This window comes from Halomonas sp. DP5Y7-2 (assembly GCF_019802025.1).
GTDB classification, from domain to species: domain Bacteria; phylum Pseudomonadota; class Gammaproteobacteria; order Pseudomonadales; family Halomonadaceae; genus Halomonas; species Halomonas litopenaei_A.
On sequence record NZ_JAHVHY010000003.1, the window covers coordinates 683,621 to 707,085 of the forward strand.

At 61.7% G+C, this 23,465-nt stretch carries 16 protein-coding genes; 9 read left to right on the forward strand and 7 right to left on the reverse strand.

The features are described 5' to 3' along the window. The first annotated feature begins 213 nt into the window (after nucleotides 1-213). Nucleotides 214-1,059 (forward strand): methylenetetrahydrofolate reductase [NAD(P)H], encoded by an 846-nt coding sequence (metF, locus tag KUW18_RS06675; protein ID WP_222561030.1) that lies wholly within the window; start codon nucleotides 214-216, stop codon nucleotides 1,057-1,059. 210 nt (nucleotides 1,060-1,269) lie between these two features. On the opposite strand, the gene KUW18_RS06680 is transcribed toward metF, so the two are convergent. The 4 genes from KUW18_RS06680 to prlC form a co-directional block, all read right to left on the reverse strand. Further along, nucleotides 1,270-3,456 carry a TRAP transporter permease gene (locus tag KUW18_RS06680; RefSeq protein WP_206942539.1) on the reverse strand — a complete coding sequence of 729 codons (2,187 nt, stop codon included), beginning with the start codon at nucleotides 3,454-3,456 and terminating at the stop codon, nucleotides 1,270-1,272. Nucleotides 3,457-3,528: 72 nt separating this feature from the next. Beyond that, nucleotides 3,529-4,521, reverse strand: coding sequence for a TAXI family TRAP transporter solute-binding subunit (locus KUW18_RS06685; protein WP_206942540.1), 993 nt, complete (start codon nucleotides 4,519-4,521; stop codon nucleotides 3,529-3,531). A gap of 411 nt (nucleotides 4,522-4,932) precedes the next feature. Beyond that, the gene (locus tag KUW18_RS06690) at nucleotides 4,933-5,181 is read right to left on the reverse strand and encodes a YheV family putative zinc ribbon protein (protein ID WP_222561031.1); all 249 of its coding nucleotides are present in this window, start codon (nucleotides 5,179-5,181) and stop codon (nucleotides 4,933-4,935) included. Nucleotides 5,182-5,241: 60 nt separating this feature from the next. Then, nucleotides 5,242-7,290 carry an oligopeptidase A gene (gene prlC / locus KUW18_RS06695; RefSeq protein WP_222561032.1) on the reverse strand — a complete coding sequence of 683 codons (2,049 nt, stop codon included), beginning with the start codon at nucleotides 7,288-7,290 and terminating at the stop codon, nucleotides 5,242-5,244. Nucleotides 7,291-7,399: 109 nt separating this feature from the next. Here prlC and KUW18_RS06700 point away from each other — a divergent pair, with 109 nt between their 5' ends. The 3 genes from KUW18_RS06700 (at nucleotide 7,400) to KUW18_RS06710 (ending at nucleotide 10,250) form a co-directional block, all read left to right on the forward strand. Beyond that, entirely contained in the window at nucleotides 7,400-8,740 is a 1,341-nt protein-coding gene (locus tag KUW18_RS06700; protein ID WP_206942546.1) for a sodium-dependent transporter, read from the forward strand. A 66-nt stretch (nucleotides 8,741-8,806) separates the two neighbouring features. After that, the gene (locus KUW18_RS06705; RefSeq protein ID WP_261396441.1) at nucleotides 8,807-9,412 is read left to right on the forward strand and encodes a gamma carbonic anhydrase family protein; all 606 of its coding nucleotides are present in this window, start codon (nucleotides 8,807-8,809) and stop codon (nucleotides 9,410-9,412) included. Nucleotides 9,413-9,566: 154 nt separating this feature from the next. Further along, nucleotides 9,567-10,250: a metal-dependent hydrolase gene (locus KUW18_RS06710; protein WP_206942548.1), complete on the forward strand. Its 684-nt coding sequence runs from the start codon at nucleotides 9,567-9,569 to the stop codon at nucleotides 10,248-10,250. On the opposite strand, the gene KUW18_RS06715 is transcribed toward KUW18_RS06710, so the two are convergent. The 3 genes from KUW18_RS06715 to KUW18_RS06725 are packed head-to-tail and all read right to left on the reverse strand — an operon-like array spanning nucleotide 10,214 to nucleotide 14,297. After that, the gene (locus tag KUW18_RS06715) at nucleotides 10,214-11,602 is read right to left on the reverse strand and encodes a sigma-54-dependent transcriptional regulator (RefSeq protein ID WP_222561033.1); all 1,389 of its coding nucleotides are present in this window, start codon (nucleotides 11,600-11,602) and stop codon (nucleotides 10,214-10,216) included. The genes KUW18_RS06710 and KUW18_RS06715 overlap by 37 nt on opposite strands. Next, entirely contained in the window at nucleotides 11,595-13,517 is a 1,923-nt protein-coding gene (locus KUW18_RS06720; protein WP_224851885.1) for an ATP-binding protein, read from the reverse strand. The genes KUW18_RS06715 and KUW18_RS06720 overlap by 8 nt, the downstream gene beginning before the upstream one ends. A 3-nt stretch (nucleotides 13,518-13,520) precedes the next feature. Next, nucleotides 13,521-14,297 carry a GntR family transcriptional regulator gene (locus tag KUW18_RS06725; RefSeq protein WP_206942550.1) on the reverse strand — a complete coding sequence of 259 codons (777 nt, stop codon included), beginning with the start codon at nucleotides 14,295-14,297 and terminating at the stop codon, nucleotides 13,521-13,523. Nucleotides 14,298-14,707: 410 nt separating this feature from the next. Between KUW18_RS06725 and KUW18_RS06730 the strand changes: the two genes are divergently transcribed. From KUW18_RS06730 to KUW18_RS06750, 5 genes are all read left to right on the forward strand, one after another. Then, nucleotides 14,708-15,463 (forward strand): (Fe-S)-binding protein, encoded by a 756-nt coding sequence (locus tag KUW18_RS06730; RefSeq protein ID WP_222238039.1) that lies wholly within the window; start codon nucleotides 14,708-14,710, stop codon nucleotides 15,461-15,463. Further along, a complete protein-coding gene (locus tag KUW18_RS06735) occupies nucleotides 15,460-16,890 on the forward strand; it encodes a LutB/LldF family L-lactate oxidation iron-sulfur protein (protein ID WP_206942552.1) in 1,431 nt (476 codons plus the stop codon). The genes KUW18_RS06730 and KUW18_RS06735 overlap by 4 nt, the downstream gene beginning before the upstream one ends. Further along, nucleotides 16,887-17,543: a lactate utilization protein C gene (locus tag KUW18_RS06740; protein WP_222162123.1), complete on the forward strand. Its 657-nt coding sequence runs from the start codon at nucleotides 16,887-16,889 to the stop codon at nucleotides 17,541-17,543. Before KUW18_RS06735 ends, KUW18_RS06740 begins: the two co-directional genes overlap by 4 nt. 149 nt (nucleotides 17,544-17,692) lie before the next feature. Beyond that, nucleotides 17,693-19,786, forward strand: coding sequence for a hypothetical protein (locus KUW18_RS06745; protein WP_222561034.1), 2,094 nt, complete (start codon nucleotides 17,693-17,695; stop codon nucleotides 19,784-19,786). 161 nt (nucleotides 19,787-19,947) lie between these two features. Continuing rightward, a complete protein-coding gene (locus KUW18_RS06750; protein WP_261396442.1) occupies nucleotides 19,948-22,818 on the forward strand; it encodes an FAD-binding and (Fe-S)-binding domain-containing protein in 2,871 nt (956 codons plus the stop codon). Nucleotides 22,819-23,465 lie beyond the last annotated feature (647 nt).

Sequence of the window (23,465 nt, forward strand, 5' to 3'; positions counted from 1 at the left end):
CAGTGAGGGTGTCAGTAGACCATTGATGACGCCAGCCACAGGAGTCTTTAGAATTTATGGTTATCAATTTCTCTTTTTTTATATGAAAGAAATTGAAGTTCACTCGCGAAACTTTCATTGGTGGTCACGCGGTGGAGTCGTCACAATGGCGGACATCACATGATCGGGCACCCTGTGGCGGTGATCCGCCACTCGCGATAAGGACCACTGGCTATGAGCGCACAAGAGCACCCGTTGGGCATCAGCTTTGAATTTTTCCCTCCGAACACCGATGCCGGGCGGGAGAAATTGATGCGCAACAGGGATCTTCTGGCCGAGCGTAACCCGCGGTTCTTCTCAGTCACCTACGGCGCCGGCGGCTCGACGCAGAACCGTACCATCGCGACCGTCAATGCCGTGCGTGAGAGCGGTATCACCACTGCGCCGCACCTGTCGTGCATCGGCAGCGAGAAAGCCCAGCTGCGTGACCTGCTGACAGACTACAAGGCCCAGGGCATCAATAGCCTGGTGGCGCTACGCGGTGATCTGCCTTCGGGTATGGGGGGGATCGGTGAGCTGCGCTATGCCAATGAACTGGTAGAGTTCATCCGGCAGGAAACCGGGGATCACTTCGAGATCGCGGTGGCCGCCTATCCCGAGTCGCATCCTCAGGCCCCGAGCTTTGAGGCTGATCTCCAGAATTTTGCGCGCAAGATGAACGCCGGAGCGAACCTGGCGATTACCCAGTACTTCTTCACTGCGGACGCCTATTTCCATTTCGTCGAGCGAGCGCGCCAGCTGGGCGTGGAAGCGCCGATCATTCCCGGCATCATGCCGATCACCAACTATTCCAAGCTGGCGCGTTTTTCTGACGCCTGCGGGGCGGAAATTCCGCGCTGGATTCGCAAGCAGCTGGAAGCCTACGGTGACGATAGCGCGTCTATCTCGGCCTTCGGGGAAGAGGTGATCTCGCGCCTGGCACAGCGGCTGCTGGATGGCGGCGCTCCCGGTTTGCACTTCTACACCCTGAATCAGGCAGAGCCGACGCTAAAGATCGTTGACAATCTTGCCGGTCATTGACTGTCGGGTTGCCCTTCGGCGCTCATATAACAACAACGCTGGACCCTTGGCCCGATGCGGGCCACCACGATAACAAGAACGAAGGCCTCGCCATTGGCGGGGCCTTCGTCGTTGGTGGGCCTCATGGCCCGTCGCGAGTGGCCAAAAGAACGCCCCGCCAGATGGCGGGGCGAGGGTTAGTTGACGTCACATCGGTGCACTGCGCGTGTATCAGCCAGTCGTGGCACTTCTGGCGCCACCGCCGCTGGCGCGCTGCATGAAGAACAGGCCGATGGCAATGGCAAGACCCGCCAGGTCGGTGACGATGCCGCCGTAGATCAGGCACAGGGCGCCCACCAGCATCACCAGGCGTTGCCAGGCCTTGACCGGACCAAAGAACCAGGCTTGCACGGTAGCTGCCAGCAGCACGATACCGATGGTCGCAGTGGTACCTACCCTGAGGATCTGCGCCCAGTCGCCTTCCATCAGCATGGCCGGGCTGTAGAAGAACATGAACGGCACGATGAAGGCCGCCAGGCCGATCTTGAACGAGGCCACCGAGGTCCCCATGGCGTTGTCACCGGAAATGCCTGCTGCGGCATAGGAAGCCAAGGCCACGGGCGGCGTGATGGCAGACACCACGGCAAAGTAGAACACGAAGAAGTGGGCGACCAGCGGCTGAATGCCGATATCGATCAGGCCGGGGGCGACCACCGATGCTGCCACCGCATAGGCCGCCGTGGTGGGCATGCCCATGCCCAGCAGGATCGAGATGCACATGGCAAAGAACAGCGCCAGCAGCTGACTGACGCCGGCCAATCCAAGCAGCAGGGAGGAGAAGCGAGCACCCACACCGGTCAGCGCGATGACCCCGACGATGAGGCCGGCGCAGGCACACACCGCGATGATCTGGATCGACATGGTGCCGGCCAGGCTCAAGGCGCGAAGGATGGAGCGTATTCCCATCTTGTGCGGCGACAGCCAGCTGACGACAGCCGCGGAAGCGGTGGCCAGGGTGCCGGCACGGATCACCGAGTAGCCCATGAACAAGGCCACGATCAAGATGATGATCGGAGCAAACAGATAGACCTGCTTGATCAGCGATGAGAACTGGGGAATTTCTTCCTTGCGCATGCCACGCATGCCCTTGCGGGCCGCCTCGAAGTCAACCATGAAGTAGACGGAGGCAAAGTACAGGATGGCAGGAATCAGCGCCGCCACCGCGATCTCGGTATAGGGAATCCCGGTGATCTCGGCCATGATAAAGGCCCCTGCACCCATGATCGGCGGCATGATCTGGCCGCCAGTAGAAGCAGCGGCTTCGATGGCGCCGGCGCTTCGTGCGGGGTAGCCGACTTTCTTCATCAGCGGAATCGTAAGCGAGCCGGTGGATACCACGTTGCCGGCACTGGTGCCGTTGATCATACCCATCAGGCCAGAGGCAAAGATCGAGACCTTGGCCGGGCCGCCGCGCGCACGACCGGCACCGGCGAAGGCAAAGTTGACGAAGTAGTCGCCGACCTTCGACGCCTGCAGGAAGGCGGCAAAGATGATGAACAGGATGATATAGGTCGATGACACGGCGGTCGTCGGCCCCAGAATGCCAGCATCGGTGTAGACCTGGCTGAAGAAACGTCCGAGTGACAGCCCGGGATAGCCGAGGAAGCCCGGCAGCCAGGGGCCCATGAACACGTAGGCCAGGAAGATCGCCGAGATGACGACCAGCGCCAGGCCGGCGACACGGCGGGTGAGCTCCAGGATCAGCAGCGAACCGGCGATGGCGGCCCAGCTGATACCCATGGGGGCAAATGAGGTGCCGGTCGAGGCGCGCAACGGACTGTTGAAGACCACCAGCAGGTAGCCTGCCACGGCGGCGGCACAGACCATCAGCACCACGTCAGCAAGCAACAGCTGATGACGCGCCTGGCGAGGAATCCATGACAGCGCGATGGCCCCCAGGGTGGCGATGATCAGGGGGGCGCCGTAGTGCCAGTTTTCGATGGCAGGATCGATGCGCATGGCGCCGCCTGCCATGGTCTGCTGCATCAGCACCGTCTGCAGCAATGCGTAGGCGGCTGGCACCAGCAGGACCAGAGCAATAATGCTGGCCCAGCGGGGGGCGCCATCCTGGCCCTCCTCAACGAAGCGGGAGCCGGTATACAGGCCAAAGCCGAGGATCAGGGCGCCGGCGATATGGATAATGCGGAACGACCAGGTCTCGATGGGATAGATATTGAGGGAGACCAGGTGAAAGACGGTATAGGCCACGGCCAGAATGCCGAATAGCCACCACTTGCCGCCTTCGAACAGACGACGATTGGGTTCGACGGCTTCGTCGTCGACGCCCGAGGCGACGATGGGTTCGACCGGAGTGTCGGTCGCCTGCTCGTCGCGGGGAGAATCGGGGGTGTGAGTCATGGAGCGATACCTTGGGAAACGAACGACCGGCCAGTGCCCCGCCCGCAGCCTGGCTGCGGGCGGGTAATAGCGTTACTGCTTGACCAGAGACGGATCGATCTCGTAGCCGTTTTCTTCGTACCAGCGCGCGGCGCCGGGGTGGAACGGCAGCACGGTGTTGTACTGAATGTTGTCAGGGATGGTGGTGGCGGCACTGCGGTGCACGTCCAGCATCTTGTCGTTGTTTTCCATGGTTACCTTGGTGACCTCGTAGACAAAGTCTTCCGGCAGGTCACAGCCAGCGATGGCGAAGTTCCACATGGACACCGCACGGGCATCTTCCTCGAGGGTCGTGTAGGTGCTGGCCGGGATCTGGAAGGCCGAGACCGGGAAGGCCTCGAGGATCTGCTGCTGCTCTTCCTCGGTGAATTCGATGATGTTGACGTCCGTCTGCACTTCGAGCTGGCTGACCGCAGGGATCGGAATGCCGGCGGCAAAGGCAATCACGTCGAGCAGGCCGTCCTGCAGCTGACCGCCAAGGTCAGACCAGCCTCCGTTGCGGCGATCAAAGTTGACGCCCAGCTCTTCCAGAATGGCCGGGAAGTAGGTGTCTGAGGTGGAGGCTGCCGGGCCGAAGCCGATACGGGCGCCGTCGGGAATCTCGGAGATCGAGGTGATGCCGCTGTCGGACAGGGCGGTGATGGAGAACGGAGTCTCGTACATCGGGAACAGGGCGCAGACGTTGTCCATCTGGATGCCAGGGGCCAGCGGGCTCTTGCCGTTCACCGCGTCGGAAGCCGGACCCATGGTGGTCAGGCCGAAGGCGACATCGCCACCGTGTACCAGAGCCAGGTTCTGGGTCGGGCCGCCGGTGACTTCGCCGCCACCGGACAGACCGAGCTGGTCAGCGACCAGGTTGGCCCAGCCGGAGCCGTAGACGAAGTAGGTGCCGCCCTGGCTCGCGGTGCCAACGGTGAAGCTCTCAGGCCAGTCTTCGCGATCTGCCTGAGCAGCAGCGGAGACCAGCAGGGTGCCGGCAAACGTGGTGGCGAGGACGCCGGTGAGGAGGCGAGTGGAGGTGCTCATGCAATGTCTCCCAATGCGATGGACGTTGTGATTATGGGTCGTGATGACGGTGCTGCGATCTCAAGCGTAGTCAGAGATGACGAAATGAGATGGCAGTTGGCCGTCAGTCGGTCAACGCAATAAACATCGCAAGGGGTGTGCCTTTTTAATAAAAAGCTAATAAATTCAAGTTTTTATGGTTTTTTATTTAGACAATAGTCGAAAACGCTGTGACGCCTCATGTCCGATATCTCGCACGGATGGCCGAAGTGGGTGTGCGGAAATCCGCATGTTGGCCCAGGCAGGGCACGTCCTGGCGGCGTAGTGATCTACCAGGACGGTGGCAAGGGGTCGGGACGGGGTATCCTGCAGTGCTTTTCAGTTCCGCTTTCTGGGTCAGTACCGCTTTCTGAGTCAGTACCGCTTTCCGGGTCAGTGGCGCTTGCCGGGATCGAGAATGCGCACTGGCTGAATCTCTTCTGCCGCTGGGGCGTCGTGTTCCTGATTGACCCGTGTCGCCAGCTCCTCGAGCACGTCGTCTTCGATCGGCAGCTGCTCGAAGAAGCCACAGCTGACGCACTCTCTGTAGCGCACGCCGTTCTGCTCCCAGGCGCGGATGCGGTCCATTTCAGCACAGCGTGGGCAGACCACGCCGGCGATGAAACGTTTCTTTACGGTCATCGTTGTCTCCGTATAGGGCGACGCCTCCGCAAGATGCGGAGGCGTCGATGGTCACGGGTATCAAGCGGCGCGAATACCACTGTGGCGTAGCAGCGGTTCGATACTGGGATCGCGACCGCGGAAGGCCTTGAACAGGTCCGCGGCGTCACGGGCTCCACCCTGCTCAAGGATTTCGCGGCGGAAGCGAGCACCGGTCTCGGCGTCAAAGGTGCCGGCTTCCTCGAAGGCACTCCAGGCATCGGCGGACAGCACTTCTGCCCACTTGTAGCTGTAGTAACCTGCCGCGTATCCGCCGGCGAAGATGTGACCGAAGCTATTCTGGAAGCGGTTGAAGTCGACTCTGGGGACCACCGATACCTTCGCTCGCACGTCATCCAGCAGCGCCTGAATCTCCGCCGCGCTGGGCGCCGCTGGTTCCAGGTGCAGGCGGAAGTCGAACAGCGACAGCTCTACCTGGCGCAGCAGACCCATGGCGGACTGGAAATTCTTGGCTGCGATCAGCTTGTCGAACAGCTCGTCAGGCAGCGGCTCGCCGGTATCGACATGTCCAGAAATCAGGTCAAGCCCCTCACGCTCCCAGCAGAAATTCTCCATGAATTGGCTAGGCAGCTCGACGGCGTCCCAGGCAACCCCATTGATGCCTGAAACATCGGCAACGTCCTGGCGGGTCAGCATGTGATGGAGACCATGCCCGAACTCATGGAACAGCGTGGTGACCTCATCGTGGGTCAGCAGTGCCGGCTTGTCGCCGACCGGGCGGGTGAAATTGCAGGTCAGGTAGGCCACCGGCAGTTGCAGCTCACCGTCGCGGCGACGGCGGACACGGCATTCATCCATCCAGGCTCCGCCTCGCTTGCCCTCGCGAGCATAAAGGTCGAGGTAGAAGCCGGCGATGGGGGCGCCGTTTTCATACAGCCGGTAGAAGCCCACATCTGGGTGATAGGTGGGAGCGTCGCTGTCGCGCTCGACCTGCACGCCGTAGAGCCTTTCCACCACGCTGAACAGGCCTTGAACCGCCTTGGGGGCCGGAAAGTAGGGACGCAGCTGCTCCTGGGAGATGGCGTAGCGCGCTTCACGCAGCTTCTCGCTGGCAAAGCCGATGTCCCAAGGGGCCAGAGCCTCCAGACCCAAGGTGTCCTTGGCGAAGGCATCCAGCTCGCTGAATTCCTGCTGGCCCTGGTCCAGCGCGCGCTCGGCCAGGTCGTCGAGGAAGCCGACGACCTGGCTGGGGCTGTCGGCCATCTTGGTGGCCAGTGAGTAGTCGGCGTAGGTCGCAAACCCCATCAGTTCGGCCATCTCGCGACGCAGTGCGAGGGTTTGTTCCATGATCGGGGCGTTGTCATATTCGCCGGCATTGGGCCCCTGGTCCGAGGCACGAGTAACGAAGGCGGTGTACACCTCGCGGCGCAGTTCGCGGTCCTCGGCATAGGAAAGCACCGGGAAGAAACTGGGGAAGTCGAGGGTGATGCGATACCCCTTCTTGCCCTTGGACTCAGCGTTGGCTGCCAGTGTATCGAGGGCGCTCTGGGGCAGCCCCCCCAGACGGCTGTCGTCCTCGAGGTCCAGCGACCAGGCCTGGGTAGCATCCAGCAGCTGATTGGAGAAGGTGCTGGACAGGCTCGAGAGGCGTGAGCGGATTTCCGCCGAGCGCTGCTTCTTGTCGGCCGGCAGGTCGACGCCTGCCAGGCGAAAATCACGCAGTGCGTTGTTCACGGCGCGTTGCTGGGCGTCACTGAGGGTCGCGAAGTCTGGACTATCCTTGAGCGCCTGCCAGGCACGAAACAGCCCTTCATGCTGGCTGATCCAGGTGCTGTAGGCGGAGAGCTTCTCGAGACAGCCATCGTGAGCCTCACGCAGCTCAGGGGTGCTCATGGTCGAGTTGAGGTGGGAGACCGGCGACCAGGCCTGTGCCAGGCGATCGCTCAACTCCTCCAGTGGCGCCGCCAGGCTGGCCCAGGTGGGCGTCGCTTGCTCGGCTTCAGCCACCAGTGCTTCGACACCGTCGCGCAGCTCCTCAAGCAAGGTGTCGACCGCCGGGGCGACATGCTCAGGGCGAATCTCACCGAAGGGCGGCAGGGTGTGGCGTTCAAGCAGCGGGTTGCGGGACATGTGCACCTCTCGAATTCGACAATGGTTCAGTAAATGCGGGCGACTGTCGCCTGTTTCAATGTGCTAGTCTTGCGCCCTTCGTTTTTCTCGATGTGGACACCGAAAGACCATGAACCAGACGCTGGAACGCTGGAGTTCGCGCCGCGCCTTTATCCTGGCCGTGACCGGGGCCGCCGTGGGCCTCGGCAACATATGGCGCTTCCCCTATATCACCGGCGAAAACGGGGGAGCTGCCTTCCTCTTACTGTATGTAGGGTTTGTGGTGGTGCTGGGCCTGCCCGTGATGATGGCCGAGATCATGATCGGCCGGGCCGGACGCAGGAGCCCGATGCAGTCGTTGGCGGAGCTGGCACGCCAGCGTGGCACCTCGACTCACTGGAAGTGGCTTGGTCTGTTCGGGGCCTTTACCGTCTTCTGTATTCTGTCGTTCTACTCGGTGGTGTCCGGCTGGTCCATCGATTTCATGGTCAACGCCTTCAGCGGCGGCTTTGCCGGCAAGAGTGGCCCGGAGATCGGCGCTGGCTTCGACGCCTTTCTCGCAGACCCCCTGCGCATGACGTTCAACCACACCCTGTTTTTGGTCATGACCATGGTGGTGGTGGCCGCGGGTGTGGCCAAGGGGCTCGAGCGCCTCAATAACCTGCTGATGCCTGCGCTGTATCTGTTATTGATCGTGCTGGCTGGCCACGCCGTGACCATGGACGGTTTTGGTCCCGCCATGGCATGGCTGTTCACACCGGATTTTTCGGCGCTGACGCCGATGGTCTTCGTCCATGCCATGGGCCATGCCTTCTTCACCCTGGCGGTGGGTGCCTGTGCCTTGATGGCCTACGGCGCTTACATGCCTGACCATCAAAGCCTGCCCGGTGCCGCCGGTGCAGTGGCGGTGCTGGACGTGCTGGTCGCGCTGCTGGCCGGTATCGCCATCTTCTCGGTGGTGTTCACCCAGGGCATGGATCCTGGCGAAGGCCCTGGCCTGGTCTTTGTCACACTGCCGGTGGCCTTTGCGGATCTGCCTGGCGGTGCCTTCTGGCTTGGGTTGTTCTTCCTGTTGCTGTTGCTGGCGACCTGGACGTCGTCGATCAACCTGGCCGAACCGATGGTATCGACCCTGGTGGGATGGGGTCTCAGTCGTCGTCTGGCGGCATTGGCGGTGGGCATCTGCGTGTGGTTGGTGGGGCTATTATGTGTGCTGTCGTTCTCTACCTTGAGTGACGTCCACGTGATTGGCAGCATGAACTTCTTTGGCGTGGTCAGCACCATCCCGCCCGAGATCTTCCTGCCCCTCGGCGGCCTCTTGATCGCCATCTTTGCCGCGTGGGTAATGCCTGAGCGCGAGGCGCTGCGGGCGCTGGATGCTGGTCCCAACGGCTTTCGCGTGTGGCGCGCGGTCGTTCGCTGGGTCTCGATTCCGCTGGTGCTGGTGGTGCTGTTCAGCAGCCTGCTGTAGCCGCCGCTGACCGTGCTGCCCTTGTACCAGCCACGTCTCACGAATAGCTGATAAGGAGTGCCGAGCATGACCGATAGTAACGACAACGCAGCGTCTGGCTCCCCCGTGTCGTCGCCCGCTCCCGGTTTTCCGGTGATCCGCTCCTGGCAGGGCAAGGCGCCGGTGCTGGGGGCGCGGGTCTACGTCGACCCCCAGTGCATGGTACTGGGTGACGTGGTGTTGGGGGATGACTGCTCGGTGTGGCCGATGGCGGTGATTCGTGGTGACATGCACCGCATCCGCATCGGCTCCCGCACCAGCGTGCAGGATGGCAGCGTACTGCACATCACCCATGCCAGCGATTTCAATGCGGGGGGCTGGCCCTTGACCATCGGTGATGAGGTCACCATCGGCCACAAGGCCGTGCTGCATGGCTGCACCTTGGGTAATCGGATCCTGGTTGGCATGGGGGCCATCGTGATGGACGGGGCGGTGGTCGAGGATGAAGTGATCATCGCCGCCGGCGCCGTGGTGCCGCCCGGCAAGCGGCTGGAAAGCGGACACGTCTATGCCGGCAACCCGGCCAAGGCATTGCGCCCCTTGAAGGACAGTGAGCGGGCCTTCTTCCCCTATACCGCCGGCAACTACGTGAAGCTCAAGGATCAGTATCTTGAGAAAAATGCAGCCGGTTAACGTCGGTGCCGCAACGAGAGCACATCAGAAAACGCTGCCAAGGCAGCGTTTTTTTATGCTCATGTTTATTCCAACCAATTGTTTCTATTGAACTGCCGGGCGATAATCTGGTCATTTATCCAGTGCTGTATGTTTTTCGAGGAGCCTTCCCGGCATGGCCAACTTCCGCACCCACCTCAGCGTGGCCGCCGCCGGCGGCGCGGTGCTGGCCCATGGAGGCTGGCAGGCGGGGCTATGGTCGGCGCTCGATAGCCTGCCGATTCTGGCGCTGACCACCCTGGGTGGGATTTTGCCGGATATCGACTCGGACAGCTCCAAGGCCATCCGGCTGGTCTTCAACCTGCTGGCGGTGCCTGCGGTGGTGGCCGGGGCGGTGATGCTGCAGGAGCGGCTGAGCGACGGCACCCTGCTGTTGGTCTGCGGAGGTATCTATCTGGCGGTGCGCTATCTGGCGGGGGCGATATTCGCCCGCTTCACGGTTCATCGTGGCCTGTGGCATTCACTGCTGGCAGCGTCGATGTGCGGGTTGGCCACGAGTGCCATCAGTCATCGCTTGTTTGCCCCGCCTGATGCCATGGCCTGGGCCCACGGGGCGGCGCTGACCATGGGGTTTGCCATCCACCTGTTGCTCGACGAGCTGTACAGCGTGGACCTGGATGGGGCGCGCCTGAAACGTTCCTTCGGCACCGCTTTCAAGCCGTTCGACTGGGGCGACCCTGGCAATTCAGTGGCGATGCTGTGCGTCACCTTGAGTCTTGCGCCTTGGCTGCCTTCCTGGGATGTCTTGCAGGGATTGCTCGATCAGGGCGTCGCACTGGTGTCATCGCGCTGGCGATAGTCATCCGGCTTGAGCTCATGTTTCTTGAGCTTGTCGTACAGCGTCTTGCGCGGCAGTCCCAGATGCTCACACACGTCGTTGATCCGGCCATGATGTCGTGCCAGCGATTGACTCAACAGCTGCTTTTCGAAGAGTTCGACTTGGCGGGGCAGGGGAAGCTCGCCGCCCTCACTGCCGACGCCTTCCATCAAGGCGTCGAGGCGATAGTCGCAAGTACTGCCGAGCAGCACGTAGCGCTCCGCCAGGTTGCGCAGCTCGCGGGCGTTGCCGGGCCAGTCGTGGGCCAGCAGCACCGAGACTCCAGGCGCGTCCAGGGGAGGCGCTTCCATGCCGCTGCGGCTGGCCGCGACCGCCGCGAAGTGCTGAAACAGCAGGGGAATGTCTTCGCGTCGCTCACGCAGGGGCGGGATCGACAGCGTGACGACATTGAGGCGGTAGTAGAGATCTTCCCGGAATTCGCCCGCTTCGGCGGCTTCTCTCAGGTCGATCTTGGTCGCGGCAATGACCCGGATATCCAGCGCCACAGGCGTGTTGCTGCCAAGCCGCTCCACCTGCCGTTCCTGCAGCACCCGCAGCAGCTTTACCTGGAGTGCCAGCGGCATCGATTCAATTTCATCGAGGAAGACAGTGCCCCCCTCGGCGTGCTCGAACTTGCCAATACGCCTTTCCACGGCGCCGGTAAAGGCGCCTTTCTCGTGTCCGAACAGCTCCGACTCGATGGTGCTTTCCGGCACAGCGCCGCAGTTGATGGCGACGAAGGGCCTGCCGCCCCGGGCGCTGCGTTCATGGATCGCCCTTGCCACCAGGTCCTTGCCGGCGCCTGTCTCGCCGAACAACAGCACATCGGCTTCCACTTGGCTGATGCGTTGCACCATGGAGGATAGCCGTTTGATGGCCGGCGTGCGCCCGACCAGGCGGGGGCCGGGTGCCGTCTGCTGGGCCTCCAGCTCCGCCTTGAGATAGCGGTTCTCCAGGCTCAACCGGCGCTTGTCGATGCCGCGCCGAACCACCTCACTCAGGCGTTCACTGGGGAAGGGCTTTTCGAGAAAGTCCCAGGCCCCCTCGCGCATGGCTTCCACCGCGGTGGACACGTCGCCATGGCCGGTAATCAGCACCACGGGAAGGTCGGGATCACGCTGGCGAATTTCCTTGAGCAGGGCCATCCCGTCCATGCCAGGCATGCGAATGTCGCTGATCACCACGCCAGAGAAGTCCTTGTTTAACGTGGCCAGGGCCTGTTCGGCACTGGCAAAGGGCTCGGGGTGGTAACCCGCCAGCTCCAGGGTCTGGCCAAGGGTGACCCTCAGGTGCTCCTCGTCATCGATGATCATCACGGGGGGCGCATCAGACATGGGGCGGCTTCTCTTGGTAGGGCATGGAACCGGGAGCCGGGGTGCTGGCGGCCCGCGGAAGGTCGATGGTAAAGCGTGCACCGCCGAGTGGCGAGACGCTGGCGGCCAGCCGTCCCCCCAGATCATCAATGATTCGGGCAGAGATGGACAGCCCCAAGCCAAGTCCGGCACCGGGTGCCTTGGTGGTGTAGAAGGGTTCGAAGACCTGGCGTCGTTGTGGTTCCGGAATGCCGGGGCCGTTGTCATCCACTCTGATGGTAATGCTGTCCTCGGTGGCCGCGACACCGAGGACAAGCTTTGGCTCGGCGACGTGGGCCATGGCTTGCAGCGCATTGCCGATCAGGTTGACCAGCACCTGTTCCAGCCGGACCAGGTCAGCCAGCACCCATGGTGCTTCGTCGGGAAGGTCGAACACGACGTCGACATGCTGCTCGTCCAGACGTGTCTTGAACAGCCGCAGCGCATAGTCAATGCAGGCACGGGTGGACACTGGACTCGGTGGCTCCCCGCTCTTGCGTGAGAACTGGCGCAGCTGGGCGCTGATGTCGGCCATGCGTCCAGTGAGTTCAATGATCTCGCCCAGATTGGTGTCGACCGTGTCCAGACGTTCCCGGGCGAGAAAGCCTCGGGCATTCTCTGCGTAGGCGCGAATCGCGGCCAGCGGTTGGTTCAGCTCATGATTGATACCGGCAGCCAGCTGACCGAGAACGGCCAGCTTGGCCGCCTGGATCAGCTCGTCGCGGGTCTGTCGCAGGGTGGCTTCGGTGCGCCGGCGCTCATCGATTTCCGCGGACAGACGCTGGTTGCTGGCGACCAGATCCTGGGTGCGGCTGGCGACGTTGCGCTCCAGTTCATCTCTGGCCTTGGCCAGGGTGGTGCGTTCCCGTTCAGCAAAGGCCTCGCGCTCGCGACGAAGTCGGTGCCGTTGCCAGCCAACGCCGCAGGCCAAGGCCAGCAAGCCATACAGCCCCCCGCCCATCAGCATGGCTTGCCACTGGGCGTCATTGACCGGGCCCATGGGCTTGAGAATATGCATCTGCCAGCCAAGCGTCGCAAAGTCGCGGGTAACGCTCAGATACCGTTGGTCGGCCAGCGGGCCTTGGGTAAAGCCCACCAGGCGTGCCCCTTGGTCCAGCTGGTCGTGGGTGAACAGGTGGCTGGCGGTCAGCGGCTCGTCGGCGTAGCGACGGGATGAGCGCAGCTGGTCAAGGCGCTCGGGGCTGAGAGGATCGAGCGACGTAAGTCTCAGTTCTGGCTGGCTGGACATGAACACGATACCGTTCTGATCGACCACCAGCAGGCTGGAGTTTGGGCCTTGCCAGCTGGCTTCCAGCGCGTCGACGCGAATCTTGACCACCATGACGCCGGCGGGGGTCGCGTCCGGTGCGGTGTCATCCAGCCAGACCGGGGCCGAAAAGTAGTAGCCACGATCCATGGAGACTACGCCGAGGCCGTGGAAGCGGCCATAGTGCCCGGCAATGGCATCCTGGTAGTAGGGGCGAAAGCGGTAGTTTTCGCCGATGAAGGTATCTTCGCGGTGCCAGTTGCTGGCCGCCAGCGTTGTGCCTTCGGCATCGAGCAGGTAAATGTCCGACACCCCGGTGGTACTTCTGAAACGATTGAACAACCGGTTGAGCGGCATGGCGTTCTGGTCGTCGGGTGCACTCAGGTAGCGCTTGACCGTCTCCCGCGTGGCGAGAAGTTCTGGCAGATATTCATGGCGGGACAGGTAGCCGGTGAGGCCGGTGGCCGATAGCCTCAATTCGGTTTGCGCATCTCGTTGCAGGGTGGTCAGGGCGCGCTCCCTGGCGATATCCGCACTTTGCCAGATGACCAGCGCCAGGCCGAGGATGAGCGCGGCCAGCAGGGCCAGGGTCAGCGGACGCCGGTGGCGTGTCTTATGCCCGCTCATCATCGCCTAGAGTGACCGTCTCGGAGGCATCACCTGGGCCCGTCTGAGCGCTCGCTGCGCCCGCGTTTCGGCGCGTTCCATCTCGAGCAGGCCTTCCTCGACATAGACCAGGTGTTCGTGGGAGCGTGCCTGGGCATCTTCTGCGCGGCCCTCGAGAATGGCGTCGAGCAACGCCCGGTGCTGGGTCATGAGCCGTGGGCGCGACTCGGGCTTCTCGAACAGGTGGGCCAGGTTGTCCACGATGCTGCGCTCCAGCAGGTGGAAGATGCCGCGGATCGTGTGCAGCAGCAGGACATTATGGGCAGATTCGGCGATCGCCAGGTGAAAGGCAGCGTCCGCCTTGGCTTCGCCCTTGGGGTCCTCGCCGAGAAAGGCGACTTCGAGTTCCTCGAAGCGTTGGATCAACAGTGCCTTGTCCGTGGGTGTGGAGCGCAGCGCCGCATAGTAGGCGGACAGGCCTTCCATGGCATCACGGAACTCCAGAAGATCAAGGTGGAACTCACCGTGTCGCGACAACATTTCCAGCAGCGGATCACTGTAGCCGCTGTTCAAGGATTCCGTGATGTAGGTGCCACCACCCTGTCGACTTACCAGCAGCCCCCTGGCAGCCAGTTTCTGGATGGCCTCTCGCAGAGACGGACGCGATACGCCAAAGCGCTCAGCCAGCTCGCGCTCGGGAGGCAGTCGCTGGCCTGGCGTCAGGCTGCCTTCAAGAATCAGCGCCTCGAGTCGTTCGGTAATCACGTCGGCCAGGCGTGGCTGGCGCACGGGTTGGTAAGCCATGTGGGCGTCACTGGTCTGTGAGATGTGTCCAGAGTGTACCGCTTAGAAATTGGTATTACCAAAAAATGAGCATGATGAGACGACATGCCGTCTGTGGATACTTGCTAGCAATTCAATAGCTTGTAGCGCCGTTAATTTCCTGTAATACCAAAGTCTAGAGGGATTGCTGGGCAAAAGCCGGCAACAGGTTTGACACTGTAGTGGCGCGACTCTACTGTGCCTTTATTCGGCGTTGTCAATTGGTTTTACCAATTTACCCAATTCGCGGGGTAGGCCTTGTGCCACCAGCGTCCGTACCTGACTTGATAGGCCTTTTCGGCAGCTCTCTGTTGGCTATGGAGCATGGGTCAAGCTAGGGCGGGGAACAATAAACGACAGCGCCTGCCGTGCCTGACCCTGAGGACCCCACCATGACCGCCGTCAAGTTATACCCTCCTCGACCCGACAAGGTTTACTTGTTTGGGACCTGCCTGATCGACATGCTGTATCCCGAGGCCGGGCTGGATAGCCTGCGCCTGCTGGAGCGAGAAGGCATCGAGGTCATCTACCCCCAGGACCAGACGTGCTGCGGTCAGCCGGCCTATACCTCGGGGTATCACAGTGAGGCTCGTGAAGTGGCGCGGGCTCAACTCGACCTGTTTCCCGGGCCCTGGCCCATCATCGTGCCCTCCGGCTCCTGTGGCGGCATGATGCGAACGCACTACCCGGACCTGTTTGCGGGAACCGAGGACGAGGCGAAGGCTAGAGAGTTGGCGAGCCGGGTCTTCGAGTTGACCGAGTTCCTGGTGCACGTCTGTCACCTGACGCTTGACGACAGGGGCGCCCCGGAAAAGGTGGCGATGCATACCTCTTGCAGTGCGCGCCGTGAGATGGGCCTGGCTGACACCGGGCCGGCTCTGTTGCAGCGCCTGGGGCATGTCGAGTTGGTAGAGCAGGAACGAGCCAGCGAGTGCTGTGGATTTGGTGGAACCTTTGCGGTGCGCCATCCAGAGGTGTCCGGCGCCATGGTCGAGGACAAGAGTCGTGCGCTGGAGGCCGCAGGCGCGGATCACTTCGTCACCTCGGACTGCGGCTGCTTGATGAACATCGGTGGCCGCCTGGCTCATCGCGACAGCTCGCTCAAGGGTGAGCATATCGCTTCCTATCTGTGGCGGAGGACCTCATGAACCAGCCGGTACAGACGTTCACTCCTCAGGCGTTTCATCAGCAGGCCCATGCGGCGCTGGAGAACCCTCAGATCCGTGCCAATTTCCGCAAGGCCATGGATGGACTGATGGGCAAGCGGCGCGAGGCGTTTTCAGATTGGGATCTGGAGACCTTGCGCCAGCTTGGCGCCAATATTCGCCTGCGTGCCCTGTCCAAGCTGCCGGACCTGCTGGAGCAGTTGGAGGCGAACTGCGAAGCCAACGGTATTCGCGTGCATTGGGCGGAGAATGGCGAGCAGGCCTGCGCAATGATCACGGAGATCTGCCAGCAGCATGGCGCCTCTTCGGTGATCAAGGGCAAGTCCATGGTGTCCGAGGAAATGCACCTCAATGCTCACCTCGAGCAGGCCGGTATCGAGGCGCTGGAATCCGATTTGGGAGAGTACCTGGTCCAGCTCAACGAGCAGACGCCCTCGCACATCATCATGCCGGCGATTCACCTGAATACCGATGAAATCTCCGACATCATGCATGACCGCACCGGGACGGAACGCACCCGGGATGTCGATGCCATGACGGCCGCGGCACGTGCCCAACTGCGCGAGCGATTCATGGCGGCAGATGTCGGGGTATCCGGGGTCAATTTTGCTGTCGCCGAGACAGGCACATTGTGTCTCGTGGAAAACGAAGGCAATGGCCGTATGACGACGACGGCGCCGCCCGTGCATATTGCGGTGACAGGTATCGAAAAGGTGGTGGAGCATCTCGCGGATGTTGCCCCGCTGTACGCATTGCTGACCCGCTCGGCGACCGGTCAGCATGTCACCACCTACTTCAACATGATCAGTTCACCGCGCAAGGCGGGTGAGCACGATGGGCCCAAGGAAGTGCACCTTGTGTTGGTGGACAGCGGACGTTCGCGGATCTATCAAGATGACGAGCTGCTGGATACGTTGCGCTGCATCCGCTGTGGGGCCTGCATGAACCACTGCCCGGTCTACACTCGGGTCGGTGGGCATACCTATGGCACCACCTACCCAGGGCCGATTGGCGCCATCCTCATGCCTCACCTGATGGGGCTGGAAGCCACCAAGGACCTGCCGTCGGCATCGAGTTTGTGCGGTGCCTGTGGTGAGGTCTGCCCGGTCAAGATCCCCATTCCCGACCTGCTGGTGCGGTTGCGTCGTGAAGCGGTCGGTGACGGAGTCGGTAATGTGCCGGGAGCCGGCGTCAAACGGTCGCGCAAGGAAGTGGCCGCATGGAAAAGCTGGCAGTGGCTGGCGACGCATCCCAATGCCTGGCGCGGCGCCAGTCTGATCGCCGGTAGTTTCAGGGGGCTGGCACCGTCTCACCTGGGGCCATGGACGGAGTACCGCACGGCTCCCAAACCAGCAAAGTCGTCGCTTCATACGCTGATCAAGCGTCACCGCAAGGAGCAGGATTCATGAGTGCAAGAGACAGTATCCTGGCTCGCCTGCGAGATCGCCAAGGCAGCGCTCTGGTGGCGCCGGAAAGTGACTTCGCTGTCGTGACAGGACGGGGCTGGTCCCGTGAAGAGCGGGCGGAGCGGTTCACTCGCTGGATTACCTCGGTGCATGGCGAGGTGGTCCGCTGCAACACGGCGGATTGGACCGATGCGCTTGCAGGTGTGCTGGCAGAAAAGCAGATTCGCCGGCTGGCGCTGGGGCGACAGCATCCGGTGGCCCTGGCCGCGCGCGATGCCCTGGCAAGCCACCAGGTGGAGCTGATCGATGCCGATCGCGACATCGAGGCCTGGCAGGAGGAGCTGTTTCAGCATGTCGACGCGGGGCTGACGTCAACTCGTGGCGGGATTGCTGAGACGGGCAGCCTGTGGCTATGGCCCGACGCGGACGAGCCGCGCCTGCTGAGCCTCGTGCCACCTCTGCATATTGCGGTGCTGGATGTCGACGCCATCGAGGATACGCTGTTCGATGTCATCACTCATCAAGGGTGGGCGAGTGGCATGCCGACCAACGCTCTGTTGATTTCTGGTCCCAGCAAGACGGCGGACATCGAGCAGACCCTGGCCTACGGGGTGCACGGCCCTCGCGAGTTGGTAGTTATTCTGCGCGACGGTTGACGCACCGATACGCGAAGAAAGTACGACACTACCGAGTCGGCCTGCGCGGATGACCCTGACGTTTGTCATATAAGTTGGCTATAGTGTTGTGCTTCCGATATCGCATAGTTGTCGGTGCACGGAGTGCAACCCGTTACATGGAGGCAGGCATGTCGAAACAACCGCTGGGCGAAAAGCGCCCGATATTCCTTTCCTTTTCCCCAGTGGTGCTGGTCGGCGGATTGTCGCTGGCAGTGTTGCTGGCGGGCTGTCAGGAAGGAGCGGACGGAGAGTCCGCGAATGATGGCCAGGCCAGCTCATCTGCCCAGGGCCGCTTTATCGAGGCACCGGAAAGTGCGGCCGGCGAACCGATCGAAGGCGAGCTGACATCGCAAAGTGGCGTCAACCTCAACAACGGGTCGCGCTTTGGAAGCCACTGGGTCTGCGGCAGCGAAGGTGCGGGTGAGCTATATCAGCTGGATTCGCCGTTCGCCGCCACGCTCTCGGTCTATGACGAACGTGGCCGTTGGCAGGGCGGGGCGGAAAGCTCGGAGCAGGCGCCGGCATCGCTGCTGCTGGGGCCGTCAGAAGGTTGCTCGCTGGTGGTCGTCAACAGCACCGACATGTCCGGCTTTGGCCCCTACGCATTGACACCTTCCCAGCAACAGGGCGCCGAGTCGCTGACGGATGGAGAGGCTGTCGTCGGCGTTCTGGGCGAAGAGACGGCCAGTTACCCCATGAGCCTGGACGACACCCGTCAGGTCACTCTGACGCTGGCCGGCGCGTCCAGTGCCGCGCTGGTACTCGAAGGCAACGAAGCATCCCACAAGGCAGCCCGCTGTGGCGATGACCAGCAGACGCTGGAGGCCTTCCTGACGCCTGGCGATTATGAGGTGCGTCTGGTGCCCGGTCAGCCGGTGAAGGAGCGGGTGGATGTTGCCTGTGAAGATGACTTCGTCAGCGTGGGCGGCGGCTATCGTCTGACGATGGAACAGGCTGACCTGTCGCGTGGCGAGCGCAACAGCGGTCCGCTGCGTTCTGGTGACAGCATTACCGGTACGTTGGATGACGCCTCTTCCAGCAACACCTACGAGCTTTCTATTGCAGAGCCCACCAACGTCACTCTGTCGCTCAGCTCAGATGACTTCGATACGGTTCTGCAGGTGCGCGGCGGCCAGACCAACATCGATGTCGATGACACTGGCAGCGGCACCAATTCACTGCTTGAAAGCGTTCTCATGCCAGGCGACTACCGCGTGGTGGTCACTGGCTATGGCGGAGAGTCCGGAGCCTATGCACTTGAGCTCGACACGACGCCGTTTGATGGCGAGTTGAAGAACGAAGGCGAGCTCGTGCCTGGCGAATCCGTGCAGGGCATGGCGGGTGGTATGCAGCCCAATACCTACACCCTGACCATCGAACAGGCCTCCGAAGTATCGATCGGAGTGTCGTCCTCGGCGTTTGATACCCAGCTCTATCTGGAGGGCAACGGGGTAGCCTTGAGTGATGATGACGGCGGTGGTGGCACCAACTCCCGCATCGATACCGTGCTGGAGCCGGGCAGCTACCGGGTCGAAGTCAGCAGCTACTCGGGTTCGTCAGCCGGGACCTTCCTGCTCGAGTCCAGCGTCAATGCCTTTGACGGTGAGTTGCGAAACAGCGGCGAACTGCAGTCAGGTGAGACGGTGCGAGGCATGCTGGGAAGCAGCGGCAGCAATGGCTACACCTTTACGCTTGATGAGGCGGCTGAAGTGACGCTGGAACTGAACTCCAGTGCTTTCGATGCCTTGCTGGGCTTGAGCGGAGGAAGTGTCGACACCAGTGACGACGATGGTGGTTCTGGCACCAATTCGCGCATCCATGCCGTACTGGAGCCGGGTACGTATCAGGTGAGCGCGCAAAGTTTCAGTGGCAGCGGCAGTTACTCTCTGAGGCTGACACAGCAGCCGTTCAGCGGCGATTTCCGCACCGGTGGTGAGATTCGCACTGGCGAAACGGTGTATGGCCAGCTTGAGGTCAATGGCGAGCTGACCTATACCCTGGTCGTCGAGGAGGCTGGTGTGGTCAGCGTCGAGACCCAGTCGGAGGCCGTGGATACCCTGCTGGAGCTCGAAGGTAATGGCGTCTTCTTTCAGGATGACGACAGCGGCAGCACCGACCTCGGGTCATTGATCGAGACCACGCTGGAGCCTGGTGAGTACCAGGTCTCGGTCACCGGCTACGGTGGCAATGGCGGCATTGTTCGCGTCGATGTCAGGCCCTGATAACCGGTGCCAGGATAGCAGGCCTACTTGTGGAGGGCGGGGCTGCGCCTCTGCGCGACACAGGCCTGCTGACTAACCCCGAAGCGCCAAACGCCACTCTCAGGAGTGGCGTTTTTGCATCTGAACAGCTGCAATACTAGCCATCGGACAGGGAGAGCATCATGACGGCCATTTCCACCACACCCCCCAGCATCTCCATGGACTCGCTGGTCGAGCGATTGAAGCAGCATCTGCCTGAAGCGCGCTTGGTCACCGACCCATTGCGACGCCTGGCCTATGGGACGGATGCCAGCTTTTATCGGCTGGTGCCAAGCCTGGTGGTGCGGCCGCAGACCGAGCAGGAGCTGCGCTCGGTGATTGAGGCCTGCCGCGAGGGGCACTGGCCGATGACCTTTCGCGCGGCCGGCACGTCATTGTCCGGGCAAGCCATCACCGACGGTGTATTGATTCAGCTCGGCCGTGGTTGGCGGGGTGCCGAGGTGCTCGACAATGGGGCTCGCATCGACCTGCAGCCCGCTGTCATTGGTGCCAGGGCCAACGAATTGCTGGCGCCCTTCGATCGCAAGATCGGCCCTGACCCTGCGTCCATTGCCAGCTGCATGATCGGCGGTATCGCGGCGAATAACGCATCCGGCATGTGTTGTGGCACCGCTCAGAATACCTATATGACGCTCGACAGTATCCGCGTGGTGCTGCTGGATGGCGCTGTGCTCGATACCGCTGACACGGCCAGTGTCGAGGCGTTCCGCAAGAGCCATGCGGTGCTGCTGGACGGGTTGGAGCGGCTGGCCGCCGGCGTGCGTACCGATGTCGAACTGGCAAAGCGTATTCGCCACAAGTACCGGCTCAAGAATACCACCGGCTACGCGCTGAACAGTCTGCTGGATTACCGTGATGGCGTGGACATCCTGGCCCACCTGATGATCGGGTCTGAAGGGACTCTCGGTTGTATCACGCGCATTACGTATCACACCGTGCCAGAACCACCCCGTCGTGCAGCGGCCATGATCTTCTTCCCCGACCTGGGCAGTGCCTGTCGTGCGACCATCGCGCTCAAGGGTACGGGGGTTGCGGCAGTAGAGCTGATGGATCGTGCCGGACTCCGCGCGGTGGAGCGGCAGCCAGGGATGCCCGAGCACCTTCGTGATCTGCCGTCAGGTGCCACCGCGCTGCTGGTGGATGTTCGTGAGCAGGATGGCGACACCTTGGCTGCGCGTATCGATGACGTCAATCAGGCCCTTGAGGGCATCATGACGCTGGAGCCTGTCACCTTCACTGAAGATCCCGTCAGCTACGCCCTCTACTGGAAAGTTCGCAAGGGGTTGTTCCCGGCGGTGGGTGCCGTTCGCGACCTGGGGACGACGGTGATCATCGAAGACGTTGCCTTTCCGATCGAGCGGCTGGAGGAGGGCGTTGCCGCGCTGACCGCCGCGTTCAAGCGGCATGGCTATGACGATGCCCTGCTGTTTGGTCACGCGCTTGAGGGCAACCTGCATTTTGTTTTTCCACAGGGCTTCGAGCGCGCGGGCGAAAAAGAGCGTTATCAGGCCTTGATGGCTGACGTCGCCCAGCTGGTAGCGGTTGAGTTCGGTGGCTCCCTGAAGGCGGAGCATGGCACAGGGCGCAACATGGCCCCCTTTGTCGAATTGGAGTGGGGCAAGGAAGCGTATGACCTGATGTGGCAGATCAAGGCGCTGTTCGATGCGGACCATCTTTTGAACCCCGAGGTCATGCTGACCCGAAACCCAACCTTGCACCTCGAGAACTTGAAGCCTCTACCCGAGGCTGACGCCATCGTCGATCGCTGCATCGAATGTGGCTTCTGCGAAGCGGTGTGTCCCTCCCGGGAACTGACGCTGACACCCCGCCAGCGCATCGTGTTGGCGCGTGAGCGGGCCAGGCTGGCCAACCTTGAGCAACCCACCGATGCAGACAGGGAGCGGTCGGAAGCCTTTGGTCGGACAGCACTTTATGACATCGATACGTCCTGTGCGGCAGATGGTATGTGTGGTACCCGTTGTCCCGTCGGCATCAATACCGGCGAGCTGGTGCTTGCCATGCGTGAAGAGCGGCATGTCGGCAAGCAGCAGTTGGCGAGACGCATCGGACGGCATTTTTCCGGTGTGACCCGAGTCGCACGAAGTGGCCTGCGAGGGGCAAGCGTCGCAAGGGCGGTGATCGGCGACAGGCTGATGGCGACGGCAAGCCAGGGCTTGCACCAGGTCAGCAACAAGAGGATTCCCCAGTGGATTCCGTCGATTCCCGCGGCCGCCCCCATTCGCGTGTTGTCATCCGTGGCCCAGGTGGGCGAGGGGCGCGACCCAGTGGTGTACTTTCCCTCCTGTGCTACGCGAGTCTTCGGCGCAGACAAGCGCGACAGCAGCGCGCGGGCGGTAATGGAAGTGGTGCTGGCGCTGCTGGACAAGGCCGGCTATGACGTGATCATTCCTGAAATGCCGGGTCATCTGTGCTGTGGCATGCCCTTTTCCTCGAAGGGAATGGCAAATGAGGCCACCCATAAGGCGAGGGAGTTGAACCGAGAGCTCTTGGCAGCAAGCCATAACGGCAGGGTGCCGATCCTCTTTGATACCAGCCCTTGCAGTCAGCAGGTGGAGCAGCACCTTGATGCGCGTTTGAAGATTCAGGAGCCGGTCGCGTTTGCCCATGACTATCTGCTGCCTCGCCTGGACATCGCCCCGGTGGAAAGCAAGGTCGCCGTTCATGTGACCTGCTCCAGTCATCGCAAAGGCCTGACTGAGGCGTTTATCGCGCTGGCTCGTGCATGTGCCAAGGACGTTGTCGTTCCAGAGGGCATCAGCTGCTGTGGTTTTGCGGGCGACAAGGGTTTACGGGTGCCAGAGCTGACCGCATCGTCCCTGCAGGACCTTGCGGGGCAAGTGGTGGGCTGCGAATTTGGTGTCTCCAATTCGCGAACCTGTGAAATGGGGATGACCGAGCACTCAGGCCTGACGTACCACTCAATCCTGGAGCTGCTTGATCGTGCCAGCCAGCCGAGGGGCGTCAACTCATAGCACACTTCTGCGCGCGCCTTTATGGGTAGAGGTGCGGCTTGGTGCCCCGATAGAAGTCGCCAACGGAGTGTAGATAGAGCGCGTGTGCAGGAGCGTATGACCGGGTGTGTGACAAAGAAGAGACAGGGCGATGAACTTTTTTGATTCAGGCTATTGCCAAGCTGCCTCGAGATCCGTAAAGTACGCATCCGCTGCCTGCGACGAGCAAACGTCACAGGCGGTGAAGAGTGGTGAAAGTAGTTGATTTGAAAAGGCTTTTTTAAGCTTCTCGGAAAAATCACTGCTTGACGAGCAACGAGAAATCGGTAAAATGCTCGCCACTTGATCGGAGTCGTCGACAGGGCATCGAAGGATGCGCTGAGGCACGCTTCGCTCTCTTTTGAAGTCTGCGAGCATCGCTTGCAGGACGCAAAAGAAAGCGCTTGACGAAACGCTTCGGTTCTGTAGAATACGCCTTCCTCGCAGGGCGCTGAGCAAAGCGCTCGGCAACAGCGAGACGCTCATTGAGCTCACTAGAGTCAAGAGCACGCTCTTTAAAAATTGATCAGGTAATTCATGTGGGCGCTTGCCGATGAGTCAGTGACAATGTCACTGAAATATCAAGGCAAGCGACTCGTCAAACGAGACGTTTGAACCTTGAGCCAAGT

Bases quoted from the DNA above. Each gene is read 5' to 3' on its own strand.
- KUW18_RS06710 (WP_206942548.1), top strand. From the start codon at position 9,567: ATGGCCAACTTCCGCACCCACCTCAGCGTGGCCGCCGCCGGCGGCGCG.
- KUW18_RS06725 (WP_206942550.1), bottom strand. From the start codon at position 14,297: ATGGCTTACCAACCCGTGCGCCAGCCACGCCTGGCCGACGTGATTACC.
- KUW18_RS06730 (WP_222238039.1), top strand. From the start codon at position 14,708: ATGACCGCCGTCAAGTTATACCCTCCTCGACCCGACAAGGTTTACTTG.
- KUW18_RS06740 (WP_222162123.1), top strand. From the start codon at position 16,887: ATGAGTGCAAGAGACAGTATCCTGGCTCGCCTGCGAGATCGCCAAGGC.
- KUW18_RS06690 (WP_222561031.1), bottom strand. From the start codon at position 5,181: ATGACCGTAAAGAAACGTTTCATCGCCGGCGTGGTCTGCCCACGCTGT.
- KUW18_RS06715 (WP_222561033.1), bottom strand. From the start codon at position 11,602: ATGTCTGATGCGCCCCCCGTGATGATCATCGATGACGAGGAGCACCTG.
- KUW18_RS06750 (WP_261396442.1), top strand. From the start codon at position 19,948: ATGACGGCCATTTCCACCACACCCCCCAGCATCTCCATGGACTCGCTG.
- prlC (WP_222561032.1), bottom strand. From the start codon at position 7,290: ATGTCCCGCAACCCGCTGCTTGAACGCCACACCCTGCCGCCCTTCGGT.
- KUW18_RS06685 (WP_206942540.1), bottom strand. From the start codon at position 4,521: ATGAGCACCTCCACTCGCCTCCTCACCGGCGTCCTCGCCACCACGTTT.
- metF (WP_222561030.1), top strand. From the start codon at position 214: ATGAGCGCACAAGAGCACCCGTTGGGCATCAGCTTTGAATTTTTCCCT.
- KUW18_RS06745 (WP_222561034.1), top strand. From the start codon at position 17,693: ATGTCGAAACAACCGCTGGGCGAAAAGCGCCCGATATTCCTTTCCTTT.
- KUW18_RS06705 (WP_261396441.1), top strand. From the start codon at position 8,807: ATGACCGATAGTAACGACAACGCAGCGTCTGGCTCCCCCGTGTCGTCG.
- KUW18_RS06700 (WP_206942546.1), top strand. From the start codon at position 7,400: ATGAACCAGACGCTGGAACGCTGGAGTTCGCGCCGCGCCTTTATCCTG.
- KUW18_RS06680 (WP_206942539.1), bottom strand. From the start codon at position 3,456: ATGACTCACACCCCCGATTCTCCCCGCGACGAGCAGGCGACCGACACT.
- KUW18_RS06720 (WP_224851885.1), bottom strand. From the start codon at position 13,517: ATGATGAGCGGGCATAAGACACGCCACCGGCGTCCGCTGACCCTGGCC.
- KUW18_RS06735 (WP_206942552.1), top strand. From the start codon at position 15,460: ATGAACCAGCCGGTACAGACGTTCACTCCTCAGGCGTTTCATCAGCAG.